This is a genomic window from Pseudomonas tremae, from assembly GCF_023278125.1.
Classification (GTDB): Bacteria; Pseudomonadota; Gammaproteobacteria; order Pseudomonadales; family Pseudomonadaceae; genus Aquipseudomonas; species Aquipseudomonas tremae.
The window spans coordinates 1,238,896-1,262,879 of the sequence record NZ_CP066270.1; the positions used below are offsets into that span (position 1 = coordinate 1,238,896).

16 protein-coding genes and 1 pseudogene are annotated in these 23,984 nt (G+C 56.1%); 15 read left to right on the forward strand and 2 right to left on the reverse strand.

What is annotated here, in order from left to right; all coding sequences use genetic code 11:
• Window positions 1-69: 69 nt before the first annotated feature.
• Complete coding sequence (locus tag I9H09_RS05715) at window positions 70-459, forward strand: type III secretion system chaperone (RefSeq protein ID WP_122311936.1); 390 nt, start codon at window positions 70-72, stop codon at window positions 457-459.
• A gap of 60 nt (window positions 460-519) precedes the next feature.
• Here I9H09_RS05715 and I9H09_RS05720 read toward each other — a convergent pair whose 3' ends face one another.
• Window positions 520-5,652 carry an AvrE-family type 3 secretion system effector gene (locus tag I9H09_RS05720; RefSeq protein ID WP_413469777.1) on the reverse strand — a complete coding sequence of 1,711 codons (5,133 nt, stop codon included), beginning with the start codon at window positions 5,650-5,652 and terminating at the stop codon, window positions 520-522.
• A 965-nt stretch (window positions 5,653-6,617) separates the two neighbouring features.
• Here I9H09_RS05720 and I9H09_RS05725 point away from each other — a divergent pair.
• Window positions 6,618-6,778: pseudogene (locus I9H09_RS05725) on the forward strand (CesT family type III secretion system chaperone); the annotation flags it as partial.
• 52 nt (window positions 6,779-6,830) lie between these two features.
• Here the strand turns inward: I9H09_RS05725 and I9H09_RS05730 are convergent.
• Window positions 6,831-12,203: an AvrE-family type 3 secretion system effector gene (locus I9H09_RS05730; protein WP_236502366.1), complete on the reverse strand. Its 5,373-nt coding sequence runs from the start codon at window positions 12,201-12,203 to the stop codon at window positions 6,831-6,833.
• A 230-nt stretch (window positions 12,204-12,433) separates the two neighbouring features.
• Between I9H09_RS05730 and I9H09_RS05735 the strand changes: the two genes are divergently transcribed.
• The 13 genes from I9H09_RS05735 (at window position 12,434) to hrpT (ending at window position 23,983) form a co-directional block, all read left to right on the forward strand.
• Entirely contained in the window at window positions 12,434-13,990 is a 1,557-nt protein-coding gene (locus tag I9H09_RS05735) for a lytic transglycosylase domain-containing protein (RefSeq protein ID WP_122312766.1), read from the forward strand.
• A 1,059-nt stretch (window positions 13,991-15,049) separates the two neighbouring features.
• Window positions 15,050-15,994 (forward strand): sigma 54-interacting transcriptional regulator, encoded by a 945-nt coding sequence (locus tag I9H09_RS05740; RefSeq protein ID WP_005891552.1) that lies wholly within the window; start codon window positions 15,050-15,052, stop codon window positions 15,992-15,994.
• Between the two features lie 42 nt (window positions 15,995-16,036).
• The gene (locus tag I9H09_RS05745) at window positions 16,037-16,945 is read left to right on the forward strand and encodes a sigma 54-interacting transcriptional regulator (protein WP_005891554.1); all 909 of its coding nucleotides are present in this window, start codon (window positions 16,037-16,039) and stop codon (window positions 16,943-16,945) included.
• A 95-nt stretch (window positions 16,946-17,040) separates the two neighbouring features.
• Window positions 17,041-17,388 carry a type III secretion system major pilin HrpA gene (locus I9H09_RS05750; RefSeq protein WP_024671149.1) on the forward strand — a complete coding sequence of 116 codons (348 nt, stop codon included), beginning with the start codon at window positions 17,041-17,043 and terminating at the stop codon, window positions 17,386-17,388.
• Window positions 17,389-17,444: 56 nt separating this feature from the next.
• Complete coding sequence (gene hrpZ / locus I9H09_RS05755; RefSeq protein ID WP_005891558.1) at window positions 17,445-18,560, forward strand: type III secretion system effector HrpZ; 1,116 nt, start codon at window positions 17,445-17,447, stop codon at window positions 18,558-18,560.
• Between the two features lie 27 nt (window positions 18,561-18,587).
• Window positions 18,588-18,962, forward strand: a complete 375-nt coding sequence (gene sctI / locus I9H09_RS05760) for a type III secretion system inner rod subunit SctI (protein ID WP_005891559.1) — start codon at window positions 18,588-18,590, stop codon at window positions 18,960-18,962.
• Between the two features lie 8 nt (window positions 18,963-18,970).
• Entirely contained in the window at window positions 18,971-19,780 is an 810-nt protein-coding gene (gene sctJ / locus I9H09_RS05765) for a type III secretion system inner membrane ring lipoprotein SctJ (RefSeq protein WP_005891560.1), read from the forward strand.
• A complete protein-coding gene (locus I9H09_RS05770; RefSeq protein WP_005891561.1) occupies window positions 19,780-20,307 on the forward strand; it encodes a hypothetical protein in 528 nt (175 codons plus the stop codon). Before sctJ ends, I9H09_RS05770 begins: the two co-directional genes overlap by 1 nt.
• A gap of 36 nt (window positions 20,308-20,343) precedes the next feature.
• Entirely contained in the window at window positions 20,344-20,925 is a 582-nt protein-coding gene (sctL, locus tag I9H09_RS05775; RefSeq protein WP_055002264.1) for a type III secretion system stator protein SctL, read from the forward strand.
• Window positions 20,926-21,036: 111 nt separating this feature from the next.
• Complete coding sequence (locus tag I9H09_RS05780) at window positions 21,037-21,261, forward strand: type III secretion protein (RefSeq protein ID WP_005891564.1); 225 nt, start codon at window positions 21,037-21,039, stop codon at window positions 21,259-21,261.
• A complete protein-coding gene (locus I9H09_RS05785) occupies window positions 21,248-21,679 on the forward strand; it encodes a hypothetical protein (RefSeq protein ID WP_005891565.1) in 432 nt (143 codons plus the stop codon). The genes I9H09_RS05780 and I9H09_RS05785 overlap by 14 nt, the downstream gene beginning before the upstream one ends.
• A 1-nt stretch (window position 21,680) precedes the next feature.
• Complete coding sequence (gene sctC / locus I9H09_RS05790; protein WP_005891566.1) at window positions 21,681-23,783, forward strand: type III secretion system outer membrane ring subunit SctC; 2,103 nt, start codon at window positions 21,681-21,683, stop codon at window positions 23,781-23,783.
• Window positions 23,780-23,983 carry an HrpT family type III secretion system protein gene (gene hrpT, locus I9H09_RS05795; protein ID WP_005891568.1) on the forward strand — a complete coding sequence of 68 codons (204 nt, stop codon included), beginning with the start codon at window positions 23,780-23,782 and terminating at the stop codon, window positions 23,981-23,983. Before sctC ends, hrpT begins: the two co-directional genes overlap by 4 nt.
• Window position 23,984 lies beyond the last annotated feature (1 nt).

The following is a 23,984-nucleotide window of genomic DNA, read 5'->3' on the forward strand; positions in this document are numbered from 1 at the left end:
GGGCACAGGCTGCAGATGCCTGCTGCCCGGCTGATTCATAGCGCTTTCTCCCCTTAAAGGACTATAACGATGAAAACCCTGCAACCCGATTTCGCCCGTTTTATCAGTGCTCTTGGTGCCCAGCTTGACGCCCCGCTTATGCTGCAGAACGGCGTGTGCGCCCTGTACGACAGCCAGGACAACGAAGCTGCGGTCATCGAGTTGCCCGAGCATAGCGAGATGGTCATTTTTCATTGCCGCGTAGGGCGCTGCCCTGAGCGCTCTGCCGATTTGCAGCGCCTGCTGAGCCTTAACTTCGATGTCGCCCGCCTGCACGGTTGCTGGTTTGCCGTCGATCAGGGTGATGTAAGGCTGTGTGCGCAGCGTGAACTGGGGTCGCTCGATGAGCCGACGTTCTGTGACGTGACGCGTGGGTTCATTTCACAGGCACGTGAGGCGCGTGCTTTTCTGCACGCTTGATATTCCTCCTGCGATCAGGAAGAGCGCCGCTATGTGCGGCGCTTTCATGTGTTTCACTTATCAGCTTTTGACTTCAAAGCCTGCTTTCTTCAGCAAACCTGTAGCCTCTTTCAGTGACTCTGATGGCCGCGACAGCTCGCCGTCAAAGGTGTAACCGATGGGGGTATCCTGATTCTGACCATAAATGAAATTGATCCGCCCCAGCGTTTTGGTCACCGCCAGCGTCGCGCCGCTGTTATAGCTGACCATGGGTGTCGGCGAGATGAAGTTCTCCACCTGCGGGGGAGAGTGAAAAATCACCACCCGTTTGATCCTCATGTTGTCGCGATTTTCCAGGAGGCTGGAGAGCTCAGTCTGTGTAAGCGTACCCTTGCGGCAGCCCTCGTCTATATCGTCGATTACAGCGTCTTTCGGCTCAAGTCGTACTCGGGCGAGGGTGCCAACGCTGCCCTCAAGCTGCTTGATAAGGTCTCTGAGAGTCGGGTCTTTTTTCATGAACTCGGCAACCCTTGTCGCGTTGCCATTAGAGCGTTCTTCTCCTACCAGAGCCTTGAGTCTGGTAACCAGGTTTTCATGACTAAGGCCGGCCAAGTTGGCCCTGCTTGTCTCGAAGCGGGCACCGTCCAGCACGCTGTGATTGTTGGCAGACGCTTCGTGTCGGGCATCCGCTCGTTTCAGGTCTCGAAGCGCTTTGTACTGTTTGTCGTTCTGCGCAAGCCTGTCGGCAAACAGTTCCTTCAACCCATCAAGGTGCGACTGGACGACCTGGTCCGGGCGCAGGCCCGTATACCGATTGCTCAGAGGGTCTTTGAGTTCTGCGAGCCTGGCTGTGGTGCTTCTATCCTTGAAGGCTTCACCCAGACTTTTCGAGATTTTGTTCACGCCTTCGGCATTCACTGGTGTTGCAACGTTAAAGCGAAACTTGACCCGTTTGACGGTCTTGTTATCAATGGTCACGCCTAACGTCCCCCCCAGGTTATTGGCAGCTGATTGGCTGGCAGGTCTAGGCCCGGCAGCGGATGTCGGGGTCGCTGTGGTATTGGTATTGGTGCCACCTAGCTGTCCACGAGCCTGGGCGCCGAACGACAGGCTATTGAAAAACCGGGGTCGATTCTTGCCGCCTTCGCGCAACTCGGTTTTGTCGTTCTTCTGAGTCAGAGAATAGTCTGTATAGCTCAACAGGTTGACCGTGACGTTCGCAGCCACGCCCATGCGTGCCACTGCAGAAAGCGGCACACTGCCGTCCTTCGACAGGCCAAAGCCGACACGCAACTCGGCATTGCTGCCTGCCGTTATGTCGAAATTGAAGCGGCGAGCGGCATAGATTTCATGGTCCTTTGCCTTGTTCAATAACTGTAAAGGATTGAGCTTACCCTCGAACAGTTCGTCGACGAATTCGTCGATTTCATCGTCCGGAATATTGAAAATCACCCCGGCTCGCTGGCTGGCCGCCGCCGTCGCCGTCAGGTCTCCTCTCAAACGAAAGTTCGGTGTCATGCTGCGTTTGTTGCCTACGTTGACTTTGAGGGCAGGACTGTCTTTTTCGAAAAAAGTAGGCCAGAAGTCTTTGCCGCCCCCCACGCCGGCACTGATATTACCGGCCGCTTCTCTCATGACGTACATCGTTACACCACCTTCACAGCGCTCGGCATTGAGTATGTAGTTGCGATTTCCAGTGGTACTTGCGCTTGGCCACGGGCCTGTTGCCTTGTCGGAGAGAATGGCGAACGGACTGGTCAGATTAAGCCCGTAACTGCGCTGCAGACCTATTTCATCATCGTCATGTTCCAGGCTTTTAAGCATGGCCTTGAAGGTGTCGGCCAGTTCGGTCTGGTCCATGCTGCCGGTCGCCGCGCGCATGTTGACGCTGACTGCGTGGTCGGGTTTCTTGAATGCATTCGAGAACGCCTTGACCGCGTCATACGCGCCTTCCAGTGCCGCGTTATCGGTAAAGCCCATGTCGGTGACCTGCTTGACCGGATTTTCTCCATAGGTGACGTTGCGTAACGTTTCCAGCTGCTTTTTCAAACCGGACATGTCGCTTTGTGGCGTCAGCAGCTCAACTTTGTCGATCAGCGTGCCAAGATCTTTCAGGGTCACAAGGTCCAGCGCCAGGCGAGCCTTGCTCAAACCGTGATCGTCATTGGCATCGCGACGCTGCCCCAGACCAATGTCGGTCTTGGTGTGAGAAAGCTTTACTCCGTTTTCCTTCAATAGCTTGAGCGTTGTGGCGGTCGGGTTCTCTGCCGAAGGGGCAATATGCGACAGTGCGTCTTCCACCTCCTGAATAAAATCATGGCCGGAACTTTTGAAGTTCAACGTTGAATTCATTTTGGTCAGCTTTTTGCCGATCTGAGTTCTTGTCGACGGCTTCGCCGTCTCACTGTGCTGGTTCAGTACGCCGTCGTTCTGTCTCAGGTTTTTAACCTTGCCGTAATCCTTGCCAATGTTTTCCAGTGCTGTTTTCGCGTGCTGTTCCAGTTCGTCGCGAAACGTCTCTAGTTCTTTTACCAGGTCAGCGCCTGCAGGGCCGAGTTCCAGTCGTGCGATACGCGCTTTCAGATCGTTACCCTGAGCAGGCGGCTCGCCCCCGGCTTCATGAACCAGTTCAAGTTGCTTGAAAAGGATCAGTTCTTTTTTGTAGACCTCCTTCAATCCCTCTCGACCATGGTAACGATGCTGGATATTGTTACCGACGTTCTTCATCCAGCGAGGCGTTTCCAGGGTGTTCTTGTAAACATTGGCGCGGATGGCCTCACCGAGAGCGGGGCGGGAGCTTTTTTCCATGCCGCCGCGGCCTAAGAAATTGGCCTCCAGTTTCGCTGTGTAACCTGTTTTTGGAATACGCCAGGTTTTGTGCTTGCGCACTATCTTGTTGTAAACGTCAGTCAGGCCGTTTTTTTCCACGGGCCGTGGTTCAAAAGCCTGCCATTTGTCACCTTTAAGCTGCATCAGGCCATGCCCATCGGTGTCTTCAATCTGGACGCTCAATCTGTTGTCGTCATTGCTGTAAAGCGCTTTGACAGGTTGCTCCCTTGGCGCGGCAACAGGCGTCCATTTAGCGTTGAGCTGTTCTCCCAGCTTGGTCCCCTGCCATGCTGCCCTCGGCATGCAATAAAGCTTTCCAGTACTGGTCAGTGCGTGAAGATTATGCTTTTCGTCCAGCGCCAGCGTTTTGATCTCACCATCAACTCCGGAAGTGTCCAGATCGATGGGCTTGTGGTCTTTGCTATGGGCGGTCAGCCTGTTCTGGTCATCAAGTGCGACAAAGCGCTTCTCGTTGACCATGGCAAAGGCGGTAACTATTCGACCTTCCACACCTTCGACTTCTTTGCCCATCTCGATCTTGGTCGAGCGTTCTACTGGGGCAAGGGCTGTATTGTTGTCAAAGGCAATATTGGGGTACTTGGCCGCCACGTTTAGTTTGAGCAACCTGCCACCCTTCAATACATAGGCATTGCTGTCGGCACCACGTTGCAATCGCTCAATGCCCTTTATGCCTGCATCCTTCCAGCACTGTGGCGTCGCATCCCAGCGCTGAATACGACCCGAACTCAGACCAACCAGCCCGCCGCGATCCAGGTTAAGGCGGTCTGCAGCGGCAGGTGCTGCCGGAACGGTCAGGCCGCTAGTGATGTCCAGCACCCGAGCATTGGTCAGGTTCCAGCCGCTTTCCAGCGTCGAGTTCTGTTCATCGAGTGCATGGGAATGCACCTCGCCTTTGCGGTTCTTGATCAATGCATGGACGCGGCCATCATCACCGCTGATGAACCCAGTGACGCTGTCATGGCCGCCCATTGGATGACCTGCCAGGTTGTAGCCGGTCTTTTCTGGCATCAGGCGCAACGTCGGTTGGTCATCTTCGAATGCACTGCGGTCGACGCTGTAAAGCTTGCCCTGAGTGTCAGCTACAAACAGTTTGTCGTTACTCAGACCGACCGCTGCTGCCCGGGCGTCGCCGCCGTCGAGCTCCAGGGTCTTGGTCTTCTTCGGCGTCATTATGCCGACCACCGGGCTCATGTCGGTCAGCAGGACAGTTTGAGCGTCCGAGCCGCTGAGCATGGCGGCGGTATTGTCAGGCGCAACCGAAAATGACTTCAGGCCCTTGACCTCTCCCATCGGTTTGAACGTACTGGAGAGGTCGACGACGACATCATCGCTTTTTGCGTAGACCGAGCCGTTCCCGCCGGTTGTAAGGTGATTGAAGGCAGCATCGTCGCTGTCCTTTGGGGCCCAGCGGGTGGTCACCGGATCAAACTGATACAGACGACCCTCGTGCACACGCAGGCGTTCTCCGTTGGTAGTCTGGTGTACGTCGGTGAGGTAGGCGATATGCGCCTTGCCAGGCAACTCCTGGCTTTTGCGTCCACCAGGGCCGTCAATGTGAATATAGCCACCCGAACGTTCCATTTTCACAGCCGGTGGTTTTTTCCCCTCTACCGAGATTGTTTTCTCACTGCTGCGAATCAACGCCAGTGAGCTGTCGTCCTGCAGCAGATGCAACAAATGCCCATTTGATTGCAACAACTGGTGCCCAGCTACACCATCCTGACTTTGCCGAGCAAGATAGGTTTGCCCCGATTTAGCAAGGAGATCCTTCAGCAACAGGTCCAGGCCTGGCGTAACGAACGTAGAGAAATCAGGCTTGCCCTTGGCATTCAGGTTGATAGTGCCTTGAGGTTTTATATCGCGCCTCAATTGCTCGTCCTTGAACTCAAAGCGACCGCCGCGGCTGCGTGCCAGATTTGGACCCTGCGCGGGCTCATCTAAATCGCCTACTTTGGTTCCAGAGCTGCTTGCCTGATTGGGGTTGGTAGCCATAAATGACTGGCGCGTGCCGTCGTGCCCTTGCAGACGGCTACCTGAAAGTCGGGATTCACGAATAGCGTTGGCTACCGCTTCTTCATCAGTCATGGGCGCTACAGATAGTTCGGCATCATGCGCGGGCTCATCTAAATCGCCGACTTTGGTTCCGGAGCTGCTTGCCTGATTGGGGTTGGTAGCCATAAATGACTGGCGCGTGCCGTCGTGCCCTTGCAGACGGCTACCTGAAAGTCGGGATTCACGAATAGCGTTGGCTACCGCTTCTTCATCAGTCATGGGCGCTACAGATAGTTCGGCCCTACGCGCGGGCTCATCTAAATCGCCGACTTTGGTTCCAGAGCTGCTTGCCTGATTGGGGTTGGTGGCCATAAATGACTGGCGCGTGCCGTCGTGCCCTTGCAGACGGCTATCTGGAAGTCGGGATTCACGAATAGCGTTGGCGACCGCTTCTTCATCAGTCATGGGCGCTACAGATAGTTCGGCCCTACGCGCGGGCTCATCTAAATCGCCTACTTTGGTTCCAGAGCTGCTTGCCTGATTGGGGTTGGTGGCCATAAATGACTGGCGCGTGCCGTCGTGCCCTTGCAGACGGCTACCTGAAAGTCGGGATTCACGAACAGCGTTGGCGACCGCTTCTTCATCAGCCGCTGACTCTGCAGATAGTTCGGCTGAAGCAGTGCGTTCCAGGCGCTCTCCCGGAATGTCGAACCTGACACGGCGGTTGTTTCGGTCGGCAGGCTCTGTCTGCTTGAGCGCTTTTTCGGCGCCAGGCCCCGTTGTCCCGGAGCTGCTCGCTTTATCTGAACTGTTGCGCAGGATTGACTTAGGTGGATTGTCAGCGCCCGTCAGGCGAGAGCCCTGAGGGGCGTTTTGGATGGCCGCGTCACTGGAAAGCGGGCGTGAGCTTGAGGTGTTTGTTGTGCTGGGCGGTCTGGCCGCTGATTGCTGCGGTGCTCTGGATTTCTGAAACACTTTGCCGACGCTTTTCAGCATTCGTTTTCCCAGACTCCCCAGCGAGTGTGATGAGCGTTGGGTGGGCTGTTCGGCGCGTTGCTGCAAGTCGGATGAGTTGCGAAGGTCTGCAGCCGCCTGTGCCTGAATAACCTTTCCGGTGTTCCGGTTGATCGTGGGTGCCTGCACTTTGAATCTCCTCGTCCTCGCTGTCGCCGAGCGATGCCTGGGTGAGTCCTTGAAATCATCCAAAGACTGCGTGGCGCACGCGCGGCTCTGGTTCCATGAAAAAGGAGTGACCGAAGTGTTTCAGATGAAGGGTTTTCGCAGCCGACATGAGCCCCAGGTCGTGGCGCAGATATCGCCGCCCAGCTCTGCAGATGCCTGCTGCCCGCCTGCACGGTTGCTGGTTCGCCGTCGATCAGGGTGACTTGCGGCTGTGTGCGCAGCGTTAACTGGGGCGCTCGATGAGTCAGCGTTCTGCGACGTGACGAGTGGGTTTATTTCACAGGCGCGCGAGGCACGTATTCTTCTAAACGTCTGAAAAAAAAGCGCCGCTTCAATGCGGCGCTTTTCGCTTTTCGCTGTTTGCGTTGTCAGCTCTTCAATTCAAACCCCGCTTTCTTCAACTGGGCCGCCGCTTCCTTGAGCGAAGCGGATGGTCGTGACAATTCCCCGTCGAAGGTATAACCAATCGGTTTATCCTGATCGGCGCCATAAATGAAGTTGATGCGTCCTAGCGTTTTAGTGATGCTTAAGCTTGCGCCACTGTTATAACCGACCAAGGGCAGAGGTGAGCTGAAGTTTTCAGCCTGAGTCACGGTATGGAATACCACCAGCCGCTTGATGCGCATCTGGTTGCGGTCTTCCAGAAGACGGGAGAGGTCGTTTTGAGTCATGGTGCCGTCATGGCTGCCTTCATCGATTTTATCGACTAGCGAGTCCTTGGGTTCCAGTCGTACGCGTGCCAACGTTCCGACGCTGTGCTCCATTTCCTTCAGCAATGCACGGAGTTTCGGATCGTGGCGCATGAGTTCGATAACCCTTGTCGCGTTACCTGGAGCACTCTCGCTGCCCAGTAAATTCATGATCCTGGTGAATATGTTCTCGCTGGTCATGCCCGATATATCGGTTCTGCTTGTTTCAAAGCGTGCGTTGTCCATTACGCTGTGCTTGTTGACGGACGCCCGATGCTCGACCGCTGCGCGTTTCAGCTGGCGGAGCGCCTTGTACTTCTTGTCATCGTCGTTCGGCGGTGGTGTATCGGCAAACAACTCTTCAAGCCCGTCGAGCCATGCCTGAATGGCCTCGTCAGGTTTCTTGCCTGTGTAGCGTGCATTCAGAGGGTCGGCCAGTTCGGCCAGTTTTGCTTTGATCGTGTTGTCCTTGAATGCACCGTCAAGGCTTTTTGACAGCTTGGTCAGACCTTCGTTGGTTATCGGCTTGGCTACGTTGTAGCGAAACTTGACCCGTTTGACAGTTTTTCTATCGGCGCTGAAATTGAATGCTGCGCCTAAATTGTTGGCGGCTGACTGGGAGGCGGCTGTCGGCCCGGGAGTGGAGGCAGGGCGACCTGTAGATTCAGTGTGGGTGGCGCCTATCTGGCCACGAATCTGTCCCCCCGCCGCCAGGCTATTGAAGAATCGAGGGCGGTTCTTGCCGCCTTCACGCAATTCAGTCTTGTCGTTCTTCTGGATCAGTGAGTAATCGTTGTAGTTCAGCGCATTAACAGTAAGGTTTGCAGCGATCCCTGCGCGTACAACTGCAGAAAACGAATCGCTGTCAGGGTCGGCTGTCGGGCTTTTATCCGGGGTCAGGTTGATACCTGCGCGCAGTTCTGCCGTTCCGGCCCCCGTGATATCAAACGTGAATCGTCGCGCCTGATAGGCCTCATGGTCTACCGCTTTTTTCATCATTTTCAGCGGGTTGTGTGTGCCCGCGAACAAGTTGTCGACAAACCAGCCGAGGTCTTCATCCGCAACATTGAAGACCACACCGGCACGCTGGCTGGCGGTGGCAGTGGCGGTCACGTCTACGCGCAGGCGAAAGTTGGGAATTAGCGAACGGTGGTTACCGACGTCGACACTGCGTGCAGGATCTTTTTCATCAAAAAAACCTGGCCAGTAATCGTGACCGGCGCCTAAACCGCCACTCATGCTCCCCGCAGCTTCGCTCATCAGGTAAAAGGTCACTCCGCCCTCGCAACGTTCGGCGTTGAGTATGTAATTACGATTAGCAGTGGCGCCTGCCATTGGCCAGGGGCCTGTGGCCTTATCGGCAAGGATCATGAATGGGGTGGTGAGGTTCAGTCCATAACTACGCTGCAGACTGATTTCGTCGTCGCCATGCTCCAGTTGCTTGAGTATGCTTTTGAAGTTTTCGCACAGCTCGGTCTGGTCCTTGCTGCCTGTGGCTGCGCGCATATTGACGCTTACGGCATGGTCCTGTTTTTTAAACGCTTTCAGGAATGTCTTGACCGAGTCATAACCGCTTTCAAGTGCACTGTTATCGGTAAAACCCATATCCGTGACCACCTTGACCGGGTTTTTCCCGTAGGTCACATCACGCAGCGTCTCCAGTTTCTTCTCCAGCACGTCGATATCGCTTTGTGGCTTCTCCACTTCGTCGAGAAGATTGCCGAGGTTCTTCAGTGTGACCAAGTCCAGCGCCAGACGCGCTTTACTCAACCCTTGATCCTCGTTGGCGTCGCGGCGCTGGCCCATGGGGATGTCGGCTTTCTGATGGCTGAGTTTCAGCCCTTGATACTTGAGTTTGCCGAGTAATTGTTTGGTGGGGTTTTCAGCGGACGGAGCGACTTGGGTCAAGGCATCTTGCAGCTCTTTGACTAAATCATGCCCAGAGCTTTTGACGTTGAGCTTTGCGCACTTAGCGGCAAGCGTCTTGCCAAACTGCATGCGTACCGCCGGCTTGGCCAACTCTCCATGCTGATTGAGAATGCCATCCCTCTGCCTGAGGTTTTTTAACTTGCCGTAGCTCTGACCGATAGACATCAGCGCGGTGTAACTGTGATTTTCCAGCTCGTCGCGCAGAGCTTCCAGTTTTTTGATCAGCGTGGCGCCTTCGGGTCCCAGTTTTTTTTCCAGCGCGGCAATGCGCGTTTTCAGATCTTTACCTGGCGCCGGTGGCATTCCCCCCGCCTCATGTATCAGTTCCAGTTGCTGGAACAGAATCGACTCGCTTTCATAAACCTCTTTCAAGCCTACGCGACCAAGGTAACGATGCTTGAGATGGTTACCGGAGTTCTTCACCCAGCGAGGCCAGGCGAGGGTGGGTTTGGCGACGTTGGCGCGCATGAATTCGCTGGAGCTGGCTTTGTGGCGTTTCTCCATGCCGCCGCGGCCCATAAAGTTGTAATCCATCCTGACGGTCATCCCGCCTTTTGGGCGCCAGGTCTTGTTTGAGCCCTTGATGCGCGAGTACCCATCGTTCAAGCCATTTTCTGCCACCGGGCGCTGCTCGAAAGGTTGCCATTCACCTGCCTTGAGCTGCATCAGGCCCTCGCCCTCGGCGTCTTCGATCTGGGCGCTGAGCACGTTGTTGTCGTTGCTGAAGAGCGCTTTGACCGGCTGCCCTCCCGGGAGGGCAACCGGCGTCCATTCGGCTCGCATCTGATACTTCAGCTTTGTCGACTGCCAGCTTTTCTTGGACAGAGAATAAAGCCCGCCGGTACTGGTGAGAGCGTACAGGTTGTGTTCTTCGTCCAGCGCCAGGCTTTTGATATCACCTTCCAGTCCGGGGGCCTCAAGCTTGACAGGTTGGTGATCCTTGCTGTGCGCAGTGAGCTTGTTCTGCTTATCAAGTACGACAAATCGCTCATTGTTGACCATCGCAAATGCCGTGATCACGCGGTCATCAAGGCCCTTGATCTCCTCGCCCATCTCGACGGTTGTCGAGCGCGCTGTCTGAGCCAGCGATAGGTTGCGGTTAAAGGCCATGTTGGGGTGGAAGGGAGCAACCTTGAGTGCATGCAGCTTGCCGCCCTTGAGTACATAGGCGTTGCTGTCGGCGCCGCGTTGCAGGCGATCGACATCTTTTATACCTGCGTCTTTCCAGCATTCAGGCGCATCATCCCAGCGCTGTATGCGTCCTTCGCTCAGGCCAACCAGGCCTGCACGATCCAGGTTGAGCCGTTCAGGGGCGGCGGGCGCCGGGGGCATGATCAGGCCGCGATTGTTGTGCCGCACCTGCACACTGGTCAGGTTCCAGCCGCTTTCCAGTGTCGAACCTTGCTCGTCGAGGGCGTGGGAGTGAACCTCGCCCTCACGGTTCTGGATCAATGCGTGAATACGACCGTCATCACCGTTGATGAATCCGGCGACGCGGTTGTTGCCGCCAATAGGCAGGCCCGCCAACTTAAAGCCAGCCTGTTCGGGCATGAGCTTCAATTGCGGATCGTCGCTTTCAAACGCACTGCGATCCGCGCTGTAAAGTCTGCCGCGGGTGTCTGCGACGAACAGCTTGTCCGCGCTCAAGCCGACTGCAGCCGCCTGCGCCTTGCCGTCATCCAGCTCAAGAACTTTGGTTCTTTTCGGCGTCAGCCCGCCAGTTATCGGGCTCATGTCAGTCAGCAGGATGGCCTGAGCTTTTGTGCCACTGAGCAAAGCAGCTCTATTGTCCGGCGCCAACGAAAATGACTGCAGGTCTTTGACTTCCACGTGTGGCATGAATGGACTCGACAGGTCGACCAGAACGTCGTCACTTTTCGCATAGACCGAGCCGTTACCGCCCATGGAAAGACTATCGAACGCGATGTCTTCCAGACCTTCCGGTTCCTTCCAGCGGGCGCTGGTCGGGTCGAATTGATACAACCGGTTTTCGTACACACGCAGGCGTTCTTGGCTGCTGGTCTGGTATACGTCGGTGAGGTAGGCCATATGCGCCTTGCCAGGCAACTCCTGGCTTTTGCGGCCACTGCTGGTTTCGATATGAATATGGCCGTCTACGCGTTCCATGCGCACGGTGGGCGGCTTTTTCCCTTCTATATTCAGTGCTTCGTTACTACTGCGAACCAAGGCCAGCGAGCTTTCGTCCTCCACCAGATGCAGTAGGTATCCGTTGGCCTCTAGCAGTTGGTGTCCATGCACGCCGGGTTTGCTTTCATGAGCCAGGTAGGTTTGTTTGGGGCCAGCGAGAATAGAGTCCAGTAACTGGGCAAGGCCAGGTGTATTGAACGTGGAAAAATCGGGCTTGCCTTTGGCATCCAGCTGGACGGTGCCTTGGGGTTGGGCGTGGCGTGTAAACTTTTCATCTTTCAGTTCGAAACGACCGCCAGCACTGCGTCCCAGGCTTGGTTTTTGCGCTGGCTCGTCTGAATCGTCGACGTTGATTCCGGAGCTGCCTGCCTCGTTCGGTTTGCTGGCCATAAATGACTGGCGCTTGCCGTCGTGCCCTTGCAGGCGGCTACCGGGAAGTCGGGATTCGCGAACAGCGTTGGCGACCACTTCTTCATCATCCGCTGGATCTGCAGATAGTCCGGCTGAAGTGTTGCGTTCCAGGCGCTCTCCCGGAATGTCGAACCTGACACGGCGGTTGTTTCGGTCGGCAGGCTCTGCCTGTTTGAGCGCTTTTTCGGCGTCATGCACTGCTGTTCCGGAGCTGCTCGCTTTATCTGAATTGTTGCGCAGGATTGACTTGGGTGGGTTGTCAGTGCCCGGTAGACGAGATGCCCGAGTGGCATTCTGTGTGACTGCGCCATTGGAAGGCGGATGTGAGCTTGAGGTGTTTGTTGTGCTGGGTGGTCTGGCCGCTGCCTGTCGCGGAGTTCTGGATTTCTGAAACACTTTGCCGACGCTTTTCAGCATTCGTTTTCCCAGACTCCCCAGCGAGTGTGATGAGCGTTGGGTGGGCTGTTCGGCGCGTTGCTGCAAGTCGGATGGGTTACGAAGGGCTGCTGCCGCCTGTGTCTGAATAACGTTTCCGGTGTTCCGGCTGATCGTGGGTGCCTGCACTGTGAATCTCCTTGTCCTTATCCTTGTCCTCTGCTTCCGCAGAGCGATGCCTTGATGAATCCTTGAAGTTCTTCAAAGGTTGCGTGGCGCACAAGCGGCTGTGGTTCCATAAAAAAGGGGTGACTGAAGTGTTTCAGCTGTAAGGGTTTTCGCAGCCGACATCTGCAGTGCAGGGAACCGGAATGGCCATCGCACCACGTAGGGTGAACATGCTCAGGACATTCCCGACAATGCCAGCCCCTATACCACCCATTTCCAGACCTCGCTTATTGGTCCGTTCGGTTCAGATCGCCATTCTTGCGCTGGGCTCTGTGTGTGTGGGCTGCCAGTCAGTCGATTATTCCCAGTCGCGCCATGATCGCTTGCCGCGCCTTGTTGCGGGGCTGGTGAATGGCGGCTCGACCAACGAGCAGGCGGACATCGGCCTGCCGAGCGTTTCCGACATGCCGGCTTATAACGGAGATGACGTCTGGCAGCGTCTCGCTGAGCGGTGCCGGCTGGTCGACGGGCAGGGCGCCAACGAGCGGATAATCCGTCAGCGTGACTGGCTGCTGAGCAACAAGGGTTTTGTGAACAGTGCCAGCGTTCGTGCCAGCCCTTATCTGCATTTCATTGTCGAGCGTCTGGACGAGCGCCAAATGCCTATGGAGCTGGCGTTACTGCCAATGATTGAAAGCTCCTACAACCCCATGGCCAACTCACCTGCCGCTGCGGCAGGTCTGTGGCAGTTCGTCCCTTCCACCGGACGCGCCTTCAACCTTCGTCAGAGCACCACGTACGATGCTCGTCGGGATGTCGTGGCTTCCAGTAAAGCGGCGATGGATTACCTGACGCGCCTGCATGGTCAATTCGGCAACGACTGGCTGTTGGCACTTGCGGCATATAACGCAGGGGAGGGCACGGTCGGGCGAGCGATTGAAGCAAACCGACGTCGTGGCCTGCCGGTTGACTACTGGCACCTGAGCTTGCCGAAAGAGACCCAGGATTACGTACCTCGTTTGTTGGCGCTGTCTATGCTGGTGCGCAACCCGGCGGCCTATGGTGTAAAGCTCAACCCGATTGCCAATGTGCCTTACTTTGACGTGGTCGAACTGAACCATGCGGTGGACCTCTCCCAGCTCGCTGCCACTACTGGCGTGGATGAGGCCCAGCTGGTACGACTCAACCCGGCGTTCCTGCGCAAAAAAACGCCGGATGGTCCAGGACGTCTGCTGATACCCAAGGTACACAAACAAGCCCTGACGGCAGGCATCCAGCAAATCACCGGCGAGACACCCGTTACGACCACGGTGCCTCCGCTTCACGAAAACAGAAAGGCTTTGCCGCTTCCGGCGATCAAGCCTGCTGAGCCGGTGCAGGTTGCAGAGCAGCTACCCGTGCAGAAACCGGTTCATCCAGTGAAGGTTGCCGAGCAGAGCCCTGGCCCTGTCGTTTCCATGCCGGTAGCCGATGAGCGCCCGCCGATCCCCAAGGTGGCCCAACCTACAAGCGTGGCAGAACAAACTCCGCCGCCTGCACCGCCTGCTCCTACGCAAGAAGCACTGCAGGCAATGCCTGCAGAGAAAACCACGCCTGCCTTGGTTGCCGAACGCTCGGAGCCAATCGTTTCGACAGCATCCCTGGCCCCGAATCAGTATGATTTTGCGATCGGTGCAGTCAAGACAACGCGCACCAGAGATGATCATTCGGCGCCGCGAAAACGAGAGGATATCGAGTACCGCAGCGGTCCCCGTGAGCTGCCCACCGGTCCACGGGTGGTGGTCTATGCCAGCGATGTACGTCAGTAAACACTAAAATTTTCTTAATTTTTTAGAAAAACCCCTGAAAACCGCCGGTTTTTGCTGTTTTTCTCATTTAATGTCTGGTTTGTTAATAGTCTTAAGAAAATCTTTAAATTCTCTTTTCACATGTTTTTTGGATCGCAAAATTCTTGGACGTCCATCTTTTGCCGTGTTCGGTCAGTAATTTTTTTGAACTTTGTAAGCATTTGTAACTGCATAGACACACCGTCTCAAAAATCACGTTGGTGATGACTGCCTATAAGCATGGCTGATAACGATGTGATGGCTTTTGCATAGCTTGCATTGCCTGATTGTCCTACATTAAACCGGTTCAGCTAAGTAGTGGCGCATTGGTTTGTTTCAGCAAAGGCGCTACGAAAGGATATATGTTCGGAATGCCGAATGAGGGTGTGGCAAATAGCTATCACCTTTTGAGGCGGAAAATCGGGGGGATTGTGGGATCGGCCAGGTTAAGGGTGAGCTGACGTTCGGAAATCCGAACCCTGCCATGCTGATACCTGATCGTCTGGTCAAACTTTTATCTCTCTTATCCCCTGTAATAACCGATGTATGATTTTATTCTTTGTCGATGGATGTCTTCTTGTCATGAGTGAGTGTTTTATAGTTCACTGGATGTTTATGCCAAAGAGCATTTCTTAAGTTGAAGCGTTTCGCGTACAGGTCAGTGTTTTTATTTCAGTCTTGTGGGTCTTCTTTTATTTTGTTATGTCGGGCTATCGCTGTGTTATGTCGAGGTGTATTAAATTCTGAGTGCGTCGGTATTGCTTCCGTATTTGTTGCAGTAAATAAAAAGAGCAAAAAACGATAATTAAATAGCAATTGTATATCGTAACTTATTGATTTTGTTGAATAAATTCTAATCTAGTTATTTTTGCTCGATCAATTTCATGCCTTTGGGGCGCCGTTAATATGACGATGATACGATGATAGTCATTCTCATTTTTGTGATATTTTTTGCACTCGTTGGGGAACTAAATCCCTATATGTGTGCCTTGTAAGACGTGGTATTAATAGTCCGCTTGCCTTCCACCATGAGAGTGACCGATGAGCACAGACATTGATAAGAACGTCCAGGAGTGTTGGGGCGTAACTGCAGTATCGGCGGGTCATCAAATTGCAATGAACAGCGCGTTCCTTGATATGGATTTGCTGCTGTGTGGCGAAACAGGCACGGGCAAGGACACGCTTGCCAACCGTATCCATGAGCTGTCCAGCAGGTCTGGACCTTTTGTCGGGATGAACTGCGCTGCGATCCCTGAGTCGCTGGCCGAGAGCCAGCTTTTCGGAGTGGTGAACGGTGCATTTACCGGCGTGTGCCGCGCTCGCGAGGGCTACATCGAAGCATCGAGTGGCGGCACGCTGTACCTGGACGAGATAGACAGCATGCCAATGAGTCTTCAGGCCAAGCTGTTGCGTGTGCTGGAAAGCCGTGGCGTCGAGCGGCTAGGCTCGACCGAGTTCATTCCTGTGGATCTGCGGGTGATAGCTTCGGCTCAGCGACCACTGGATGAACTGGTGGAACAAGGACTTTTTCGTCGCGACCTGTTTTTTCGGCTCAATGTGCTGACGCTCCATCTGCCAGCCTTGCGCAAACGTCGTGAGCAGATTTTGCCGTTGTTCGACCAGTTCACCCAGGAAATCGCTGCCGAGCTGGGGCGTCCGGCTCCAGCGCTGGATAGCGGACGTGTGCAGGTCCTGCTTAGTCATGACTGGCCAGGCAACGTGCGTGAGCTGAAATCGGCAGCCAAACGGTTTGTGTTGAATTTTCCTTTACTGGGTTGCGAGCCTGTCGAGGACCTGGCCTCGGCCACCGACCTGCGCACGCAAATGCGTGTCATCGAGAAAATGCTCATTCAGGATGCCCTGAAGCGGCATCGCCACAATGTCGATGCGGTGCTTGAAGAGCTTGAACTGCCAAGACGTACCCTTTATCACCGCATGAAGGAGCTGGGCGTTACCACGCAAATTGCCTTGGCGGCTGGAATCTGATTCGCGGCGTTCTTGCCACACTGGAGTTTTGGGGATCACGGGATGAGTCTGGACGCTACGTACGATGATGACCTGGACGAGGAGCGTGTCCCGAATCTCGGGATCGTTGCCGAAAGTATTTCGCAGTTGGGTATCGATGTGCTGTTGTCAGGCGAGACTGGCACTGGCAAGGACACCATTGCTCGGCGGATTCACACGATGTCCGGCCGTAAAGGCCGGCTGGTAGCCATGAATTGCGCGGCTATCCCGGAATCTCTGGCAGAGAGTGAGTTGTTCGGAGTGGTCAGCGGCGCTTACACCGGAGCCGACCGCTCTCGAGTCGGGTACATCGAAGCAGCGCAGGGCGGCACGCTCTATCTGGATGAGATCGACAGCATGTCGCTGAACCTGCAAGCCAAGCTGCTGAGGGTGCTTGAAACCCGAGCTCTTGAGCGCTTGGGGTCGACCTCGACGATCAAGCTCGATATCTGTGTGATTGCCTCGGCCCAATGCTCGCTGGACGACGCTGTGGAGGACGGTCGATTTCGCCGCGATCTGTATTTTCGCCTGAATGTACTGACCCTCAAGCTGCCGCCGCTGCGCTCCCAGCCTGAGCGTATTGTCCCCTCATTCAAACGTTTTGCGGCGGCCGCTGGTGCCGAGCTGAATGTCGCCGTGCCGACTGTCTGCCCGGCGCTTCAGGAACTACTGCTGAAGCACGAATGGCCCGGCAATATTCGTGAATTAAAGGCGGCAGCAAAGCGATTCGTGCTGGGCTTTCCATTGCTTGGAAGCGAGCCTCAGGGTGAAAAATACCTGGCTTGCGGACTCAAATCGCAGTTGCGGGCTATCGAGAAAGCGCTGATCCAGGAGTCGCTCAAGCGCCATCACCACTGCATCGACGCTGTCAGTCAGGAGCTCGATATGCCTCGGCGCACGCTCTACCGCCGGATAAAAGAGTTGCAGATCTGATTTTTTGTGCTGTCGCCGGAACCGATTCATGGACTGATGCCACGTAGTTGTACCAAGCAATTACGCTGGTATAGCCAAGAAAGGGGAATCAAGACATGCCATTTCTTCCAAGCATCAGTTCGAGTCTCACCCAAGCCGGCACCGGCGTCGCCAATGGCATTGGCGGTGCACTGCAGGGTGCTAACACTATCGCTTCGGCCGCTAACATGCAGGGCAACGTTCTCGCAGGCACAGGCATGGGCAACAGTCTGTCGCTGGCTGCGCAGAACAAGGCCAGCGCAGAGATGGACGCCAACGGCGCGCAATTGATCGCCATGCAAGCCGAAGAGACCAAAAAGAAGCAAACCATGGACGTTTTGAACGCCATCGAAGCTGGTAAAGAAGACTCCACCAACAAGAAAATCAGTGCCACGGCGCAAAACGCCAAAGGTATCAGTTACTAATTATTTCTGATTGCCCCCTTGACGGAGGGGGCCGCTACTTCAGGAAGGGCGTTTCTATGCAAGCTCTAAACATTTTTGCCTCGTTGCAAACCCCGGTATCGTCGTTCCCGTTGTCATCCGACAGCAATGTGAGCAACAACACCAGCACGTCGAGCAAAGAGCTCAAGGACGTTATCGATCAACTGGTTCAGGCGCTGACTAAAAATGGCAAGCTGGATGACACGTCTCCGCTTGGCAAGATGCTCGCAAAATCGATGGCTGCGGACGGTAAGTCCGGTGGCAGCATTGATGACATCACCGCAGGGCTCGATAAGCTGATCCACGAAAAGCTCGGTGACAATTTCGGCGCTTCCGCAGGCATGGCCGGTAATCGAGATGTAGGCGGTGGCGGTGGTGGTGGCTCTGATTCCGGTTTGGGCGGCGGTGTGGGTGGCGGTTCGGGTGCCGGACAGTCTGACCTGATGAACCAGGTGCTGAGCGGTCTTGGCAAAGCTGTGCTGAACGATCTGCTGAAGCCCAGCGAGGACGGCGGAACCACGTTCTCCAAAGATGACATGCCTCTGCTGGAAAAAGTCGCCCAATTCATGGACGACAATAAGTCCCAGTTCCCTACCACCGACGGCGGCACCTGGTCGGACGAACTGAAGGAAGACAATGGTCTGGATGGTCAGGAAACTGCTCAGTTCCGTTCCGCCCTCGACCTCATCGGTCAACAGCTCGGCCAGCAAGAGAGTGGTGCCAGTGGTGCGGCTGGTGGCGGTGGTCTGGGTTCTCCTGTGAGTGGGTCCGGTGATTCATCCGGTTCGTTCGGTGATCCTCTGATTGATGCCAACACCGGGCCTTCCAGCAATGGTAATGGCAACGGCAATAGCACCTTTGACCCAGGTCAATTGATCGGGCAACTGATCGACCGGGGTCTGCAGGCATCCGCTTCGGGTGGAGGTCTGGGTTCCCCTGTCGACAACTCGACACAGTCCGGCGGCAACACCAATGGCAATACGGCCAGTCAGGATTTGGGCCAGCTCTTGGGTGGACTGCTGCAGAAAGGGCTTGAAGCAACGCTTCAAGGCGCTGGCAACGCGGCTGGCAACTTGCAATCAAGTGCCGCGCAAACTGCCGCGCTGCTGCTCACTGCCCTGCTGCAGGGTACTCATAATCAATCCTTGTCCTGACTGACAGCCGCCTGACGGAGAGTCATTATGACCATTTCCCAAATCAGCAATATCAACAGCGTCTCCCCGGGGCTTGGGCAGAATGTGCATCAGGGCCTTGCCTCTGAGCCCGCTCAGGCGGATGTCGACTTATTCAATGCGGCGATGCGTCCGGATAACGGGCCTGCTACGTCGCACCTGAGCGATCGGGTGGCCAGCGTGCTGTCCGAGCGTCTGGGCGATACCGCCAAGCTTTCAAATCAGGCAATGCGTCAGATGAAGAAAGTGGCGAACTCCGAAGACGGTTCGGAAATCGTGCAATTGGGCCGCGCGCTTTCGCAGTGCTCGCTGCAAATGGCGTTGACGACCAAGGTCGTCAGCAAGAGCGCTCAGGCGCTCGACAAGTTGACCAACCTGCAGTAGAGGTTTCCGTGAAATTTTTGAGCGCAGGGCTGCTGATGCTGTGCATGCTCCTGCTCGGGGGCTGCAGTGACGAGACTGACTTGTTCACAGGCCTTTCTGAGCAGGATTCCAACGAGGTAGTAGCTCGTCTTGCTGACCAGCATATCGATGCGCGTAAACGCATGGAGAAGACCGGCGTAGTGGTGACGGTTGCCACCAGCGACATGAACCGTGCGGTGCGCGTGCTCGACGCAGCAGGCCTGCCTCGGCATTCACGGACCAGTCTGGGTGAGATATTCAAAAAGGAAGGGGTGATTTCTACCCCGCTTGAAGAGCGCGCCCGTTACATCTATGCCTTGTCGCAAGAACTCGAGGCCACACTGTCGCAGATCGATGGGGTCATCGTCGCCAGGGTGCATGTGGTATTGCCAGAGCGCGTGGCGCCGGGCGAGCCGATCCAACCGGCATCCGCTGCGGTTTTCATCAAACACTCGGCTGCGCTGGACCCTGACAGTGTGCGTGGACGTATTCAACAGATGGTCGCCAGCAGTATTCCCGGCATGTCCGCGCAATCTGCAGATTCAAAGAAGTTTTCGATTGTCTTCGTCCCGGCTGCCGAATTCCAGGAAACCACGCAATGGGTGAGTTTCGGGCCCTTCAAGCTCGATAGCGCTAACCTGCCATTCTGGAAGGTCATGCTTTGGGTGATTCCGGCCGGGATTCTGCTGTCACTGCTGATAGCCGTTCTGCTGGTGCGCAGTGACTGGCGTGCCGCGTTGTTGAAGCGCATCGGTGCAGGCGTCCGTGGCAAGCGTTCGAACCTTCCGGCGCGTGCGTGATGAATCAGGATGCCGAGCAACTGTGGGTCAACTGGTGGTGTAACCCCTGGCCTTGGGCGCACCCGGCCTGGCAGGACAGATTTGCCGAAGTGCATGGAGTGTCGATACATGATTGCGAAGCGCTGCTGACCAGCCGTCATGGTGTGTTTCTTCAGAGTATCGGCATCGTTGCAGATCAGCCGCCGCAGTTAGATGAGCCGGTATTGAGCTGGCTGGCGCTGTCACCGTCGCAACGTGAACAGGCGATAGCGCTGGCGCAATGCATCTGCTTTTCCCTGAATGAAAGTGAAGACCCTGACGGGCAATGGTGCCGAGGGTTCAGCAAGGCGTTACGGCCCGAGGTCTGGCTTGATCTGCACAACCAGGATGCACGATTGCTGCTGGGGGCCTGGCTAGGCGCTCGATACTGGTCTCGATTGCGCCTGGCGTGGCCGCCGGAAGAGGTGGCTGACACCCCGTGCAAGGCACCCTATAACAAGCTTCAAACGTTGTGGCAAGCCGTTTTGTGGCGTGTCTCGGCGGCCTGAACACCCTCCGGTTCTCTTTGTCTCAGGAATTTCCCCATGCTCGCCAAACGCAGTATTGCTCTGACGGCCGCTACGCTGCTGCCTGAACCGATCTTGCGCCGTGAACACATCGCCGACAGCCTGATGGCGCGCGATGTACTCGCCGATGCGCAGCAGCAGGCCAGCCAATTGCTGGTGCTTGAGCAGGAGAAGGCCCAGCGCCTGCAAGAACAGGCGCTTGCACAGTTCTGGCAAAGCGCCAATGACCTGCTGGCTGAGCTGAAAGCGCAACGCGAGGCCTTGCAGGAGCAAGCGCTGTGCGCTGTTGAAACGCTTTTGAACGAGTCGCTAAAGAATTTGCTGGACGACACGACGCTGGCCGAAAGGGCGCGTGCGGTGGTCAGAAACCTTGCTGCCAGTCAGCTCAATGAAGCGGTCGCAACGCTTGGTGTTCACCCCGATATGGCCGAGCCTGTCGCCGAGTGGCTGGCCGAAAGCCGGTTTGCAGAGCACTGGCAGCTCAAGCGTGACGCGACCATAGCGCTGGGCAGCTTGCGGCTGAGTGACGCGAATGGCGCTTTCGATATCGACTGGACGAACCTGCGCAACGGTTTGTTGGGCGCTGGTCCGTCAGCCTGAGCACAGGCCTCGAACGAACACACACGCGACCGGATCGCGAATCACAAAATGGAACCGTCCGGCATGTTTGTTCCACTCAAGGGTTGAACCCCTTTTATGGAGCACCAGAACATGATCAGTTTCAACAGTTTGCAACGTCATCTGGACAACTCTTCGAATCGCGCCCAGACCAATATGGAGGACGCGGCGATGCAGGCTTCGGAAAGCGGCTCTATCGAAGATATGCAGGCATTCAACGACGCTCAGCAGCAAGCCGACGTTGCCAATATCGCTGTCAATGAAAGCCTGCGCGCCAAACACGGCATCACCAAAGCAATCATCGATGGAATTCAGTGATTTCACCGAGATCCTCGGCCAATGGTTTGCCCAGCGACCGGCGACGCCGCTGGACTGCTGGATCGATGAAGCCAACGCTCGTCTGGCGGTGATCGGTGACGGGGTTCGGTGCAGCATCGAGCTGCTCGACCCCTATGATGCCGATGACCCTCAACGGCTTGAAGCCCTGCTCAGCGAGGGCGGCGCGAGCCTTGCCTGTGCTTGCGAAGGCGCGTTTGCCATCGATCCGCAGACCCGCTGCGTGGTCCTGATCAGCTGGATAGCAAACCCTTGTCGCCTCGATGATCTGCTCGCGCATCTGGAAAGCCTGGCCAATCAACGCGCGGCCCTGCTGAGCCTGATGCAAAACGCCATTCGCGACACCACGCCCGCCTTATCCGGGCGCGCGATCTTCAATTACCGGCAACCGGGAGTGTGAAATGCGCAAGGCCTTAATGTGGTTGCCTTTATTGTTGATCGGGGTAATACCTGCCACGTGGGCGGTCACCCCCGAAGCCTGGAAGCACACTGCTTACGCCTATGATGCCCAGCAGACCGAGCTGTCTACGGCTCTGTCTGACTTCGCCACAGAGTTCGGCATGGCGCTGGATATGTCACCTGTCCAGGGCAAGCTGGATGGCCGTATTCGTGCCGATAACCCCGAGCAATTTCTCGATCGGCTGAGCCAGGAGTATCACTTTCAGTGGTTTGTCTATAACGACACCCTGTACGTCAGCCCGTCCAGTGAACATACCTCGGCGCGCATCGAAGTGTCGCCGGATGCCGTGGATGACTTGCAGACGGCTCTCACCGACGTAGGTCTGCTGGACAAGCGTTTTGGCTGGGGTGCATTACCTGACGAAGGGGTGGTGCTGGTGCGCGGTCCGGCGAAATATGTCGAGTTCGTGCGCGACTACAGTAAAAAAGTCGAAAAGCCCGACAAAAAGGCCGATAAGCAGGACGTGGTTGTACTGCCACTGAAATACGCGAACGCAGCTGACCGGACCATTCATTATCGCGATCAGCAACTGGTGGTCGCCGGCGTGGCCAGTATCCTGCAGGATCTGCTGGAAAGCCGTTCGCGTGGCGAGAGCATCAACAGCGTCAACCTGCTGCCCGGACAGGGCGCAGGCGGGGCAAATGGAACAGCAGGTTTGCCTTCCAATGGGCTGTCCTACAACCTGGGCTCCAACGGAATCGACACCGCCTCTTTGCAGCAGGGCATTGACCGGGTGCTGAATTTCGGCAGTAAAAAATCTTCCAAAGGTCACTCCGCTGGCCGGGCAAGTATTCGCGTGAGTGCCGATGTTCGTAACAACTCCGTGCTGATCTACGACCTGCCAGAACGCAAGGGCATGTACCAGAAGCTGGTCAAGGAACTGGATGTGCCGCGCAATCTGATCGAGATCGATGCCGTCATCCTCGATATTGATCGCAACGAACTGGCAGAACTCTCCAGTCGCTGGAACTTCAATGCAGGCAGTGTCAGTGGCGGTGCCAACCTGTTTGACGCAGGCACCAGTTCGACGCTGTTCATCCAGAACGCCGGCAAGTTTGCAGCAGAGCTGCACGCGCTTGAGGGCAACGGCTCGGCCTCGGTCATTGGCAACCCGTCGATCCTCACCCTTGAAAACCAGCCTGCGGTAATCGACCTGAGCCGGACCGAATACCTGACTGCCACGTCCGAACGTGCTGCCGAAATCTTGCCCATCACGGCGGGCACCAGCCTGCAGGTGATCCCGCGGTCGCTGGATCATGACGGCAAGTCTCAAGTGCAGATGATCGTCGACATCGAGGATGGGCAAATCGACGTGTCGACCATCAACGATACGCAGCCAAGCGTGCGCCGGGGTAACGTCAGCACTCAGGCGATGATCGCCGAGCACGGTTCGCTGGTTATTGGCGGCTTTCATGGTCTTGAGGCTAACGACCGGATTCACAAGGTCCCGCTGCTGGGTGATATTCCGTACATCGGCAAGCTGCTTTTTCAGTCCCGCAGTCGGGAATTGAGCCAGCGCGAGCGGCTGTTTATCCTGACGCCACGCTTGATTGGCGATCAGGTCAACCCGGCCCGCTACGTGCAGAACGGTAACCCGCACGATGTCGATGACCAGATGAAAAGGATCAAGCAGCGACGTGATGGCGGCGAGCTGCCGACGCGTGGCGACATCCAGAAAGTCTTCACCCAGCTGGTCGACGGCACATCACCTGTCGGGATGCGCACCGGCGACGCCCTGCCATTCGAAACCGACAGCCTGTGTGACCCAGGCGAAGGTCTGACACTTGATCGTCAACGTTCGCAATGGTTTGCGCAGAAGGACTGGGGCGTAGCAGTAGTCGTCGCCCACAACGGCACCGACAAGCCGGTGCGTATCGACGAAAGCCGCTGTGGCGGTCGATGGGTAATAGGTGTTTCAGCCTGGCCTCATGCGTGGCTGCAACCCGGTGAGGAAAGCGAGGTGTACATCGCTGTGCGCCAGCCGCAAGTATCAAAAATGGCCAAAGAAAGCCGGCCCTCATTGCTCAAGGGAGCGAAACCATGAACATCCGTAGCATTGCAGTCTTGCTGGTGCTGGGCGCCACCCTGACAGGGTGCGCCACCCACGGCTGTTCGGGAAGCGCCTGCAAGCGTCCTGATTCCAACAGCCGCGAACTGGTCATCTGGTGGCCGCCGGACATGCGTGACGGCCTTGACGATCAGGACCATGAGCGTGATTACACCGTAGTACAGTTAAAGGACTAAA

Excerpts from the sequence above, each read along its gene's own strand:
- I9H09_RS05715 (WP_122311936.1), top strand. The coding sequence starts at position 70 with ATGAAAACCCTGCAACCCGATTTCGCCCGTTTTATCAGTGCTCTTGGT.
- I9H09_RS05720 (WP_413469777.1), bottom strand. The coding sequence starts at position 5,652 with ATGGCCACCAACCCCAATCAGGCAAGCAGCTCTGGAACCAAAGTCGGC.
- I9H09_RS05735 (WP_122312766.1), top strand. The coding sequence starts at position 12,434 with ATGCCAGCCCCTATACCACCCATTTCCAGACCTCGCTTATTGGTCCGT.
- I9H09_RS05740 (WP_005891552.1), top strand. The coding sequence starts at position 15,050 with ATGAGCACAGACATTGATAAGAACGTCCAGGAGTGTTGGGGCGTAACT.
- I9H09_RS05745 (WP_005891554.1), top strand. The coding sequence starts at position 16,037 with ATGAGTCTGGACGCTACGTACGATGATGACCTGGACGAGGAGCGTGTC.
- I9H09_RS05750 (WP_024671149.1), top strand. The coding sequence starts at position 17,041 with ATGCCATTTCTTCCAAGCATCAGTTCGAGTCTCACCCAAGCCGGCACC.
- hrpZ (WP_005891558.1), top strand. The coding sequence starts at position 17,445 with ATGCAAGCTCTAAACATTTTTGCCTCGTTGCAAACCCCGGTATCGTCG.
- sctI (WP_005891559.1), top strand. The coding sequence starts at position 18,588 with ATGACCATTTCCCAAATCAGCAATATCAACAGCGTCTCCCCGGGGCTT.
- I9H09_RS05770 (WP_005891561.1), top strand. The coding sequence starts at position 19,780 with ATGAATCAGGATGCCGAGCAACTGTGGGTCAACTGGTGGTGTAACCCC.
- sctL (WP_055002264.1), top strand. The coding sequence starts at position 20,344 with ATGCTCGCCAAACGCAGTATTGCTCTGACGGCCGCTACGCTGCTGCCT.
- I9H09_RS05780 (WP_005891564.1), top strand. The coding sequence starts at position 21,037 with ATGATCAGTTTCAACAGTTTGCAACGTCATCTGGACAACTCTTCGAAT.
- I9H09_RS05785 (WP_005891565.1), top strand. The coding sequence starts at position 21,248 with ATGGAATTCAGTGATTTCACCGAGATCCTCGGCCAATGGTTTGCCCAG.
- sctC (WP_005891566.1), top strand. The coding sequence starts at position 21,681 with ATGCGCAAGGCCTTAATGTGGTTGCCTTTATTGTTGATCGGGGTAATA.
- hrpT (WP_005891568.1), top strand. The coding sequence starts at position 23,780 with ATGAACATCCGTAGCATTGCAGTCTTGCTGGTGCTGGGCGCCACCCTG.